Consider the following 262-nt stretch of genomic DNA (forward strand, 5'->3'; position numbering starts at 1 on the left):
ATAAGGCACCGGCCAGGGCCAGCAAAAATCCTTCTGCCAGCTCACGCGCTGGCAAGGTACCTTCCTGCATTTTCTGGCTGGCACGCATCAGTACATCCATGCCCTGTTTTTTAAGGATGTTGACACCAATAATGGCGGTCAAAAAGATGATCACCAGCGTCCAGATAACACCGATATAACCACCCACCTTGATTAAAACGGCCAGTTCCAACAGTGGTACTACGATAAACAATACTAAAAACGGCACAATTGCCTCCTGGTC

General features: G+C 48.5%; 1 protein-coding gene. It reads right to left on the reverse strand.

Annotated features, from left to right (window positions below; genetic code table 11):
* A partial coding sequence (locus tag Q4563_RS20545; protein WP_303605831.1) for an FxsA family protein occupies window positions 1-247 on the reverse strand: 247 nt, incomplete at its 3' end.
* Window positions 248-262 lie beyond the last annotated feature (15 nt).

It is taken from the genome of Gilvimarinus sp. 1_MG-2023 (genome assembly GCF_030548285.1).